Raw genomic sequence first — 492 nt, forward strand, 5'->3', positions numbered from 1 at the left:
AACACCTCGGTGGCGTAACGATCAGTGGTGGTCGCGCGCTGCACGCCGACGTTCTTGCCTTTGAGGCTGGCGTACTGATCATCTACCGTCGCGCCTTCCTTCATGACCAGACGCGAAGAAGTGAAGTAATACTTGTGGCTGAAATCCACCGACTTCTTGCGATCTTCGTTGATGGTCATCGACGACAGCGCCATGTCGATCTTCTTTACTTTGAGCGAAGGAATCAGCCCGTCGAACTCACCTTCAACCCACACGCACTTGACCTTCATCTGCGCACACAGGGCATTGCCGATGTCGTAGTCGAAACCGACGATTTCACCTTTGTCGGTTTTCGACGCGAATGGCGGGTAGGCCGCTTCGATGCCGATGCGCAAGGTTTTCTCGGCGGCAAAGGTGCTGGCACAGGCCAGCAGGCTGAAGGCAAGGCCGGTGATGAGGGGGAGTTTCTTCATGTTCGTTCTCTCGCGGGTTGTTGTTGGTTTGGCGAAGAAG

At 55.5% G+C, this 492-nt stretch carries 1 protein-coding gene; it reads right to left on the minus strand.

Features of this window, described 5'->3' with window-relative positions:
- Positions 1–452, minus strand: a 452-nt coding sequence (locus tag J5M71_RS27570; RefSeq protein ID WP_207838726.1) for a transporter substrate-binding domain-containing protein, incomplete at its 3' end; no start/stop codon positions are given.
- Between the last annotated feature and the right edge of the window lie 40 nt (positions 453–492).

Origin of the sequence: Pseudomonas sp. 43(2021) (assembly GCF_017490805.1) — a bacterium.
Lineage (GTDB): Bacteria > Pseudomonadota > Gammaproteobacteria > Pseudomonadales > Pseudomonadaceae > Aquipseudomonas.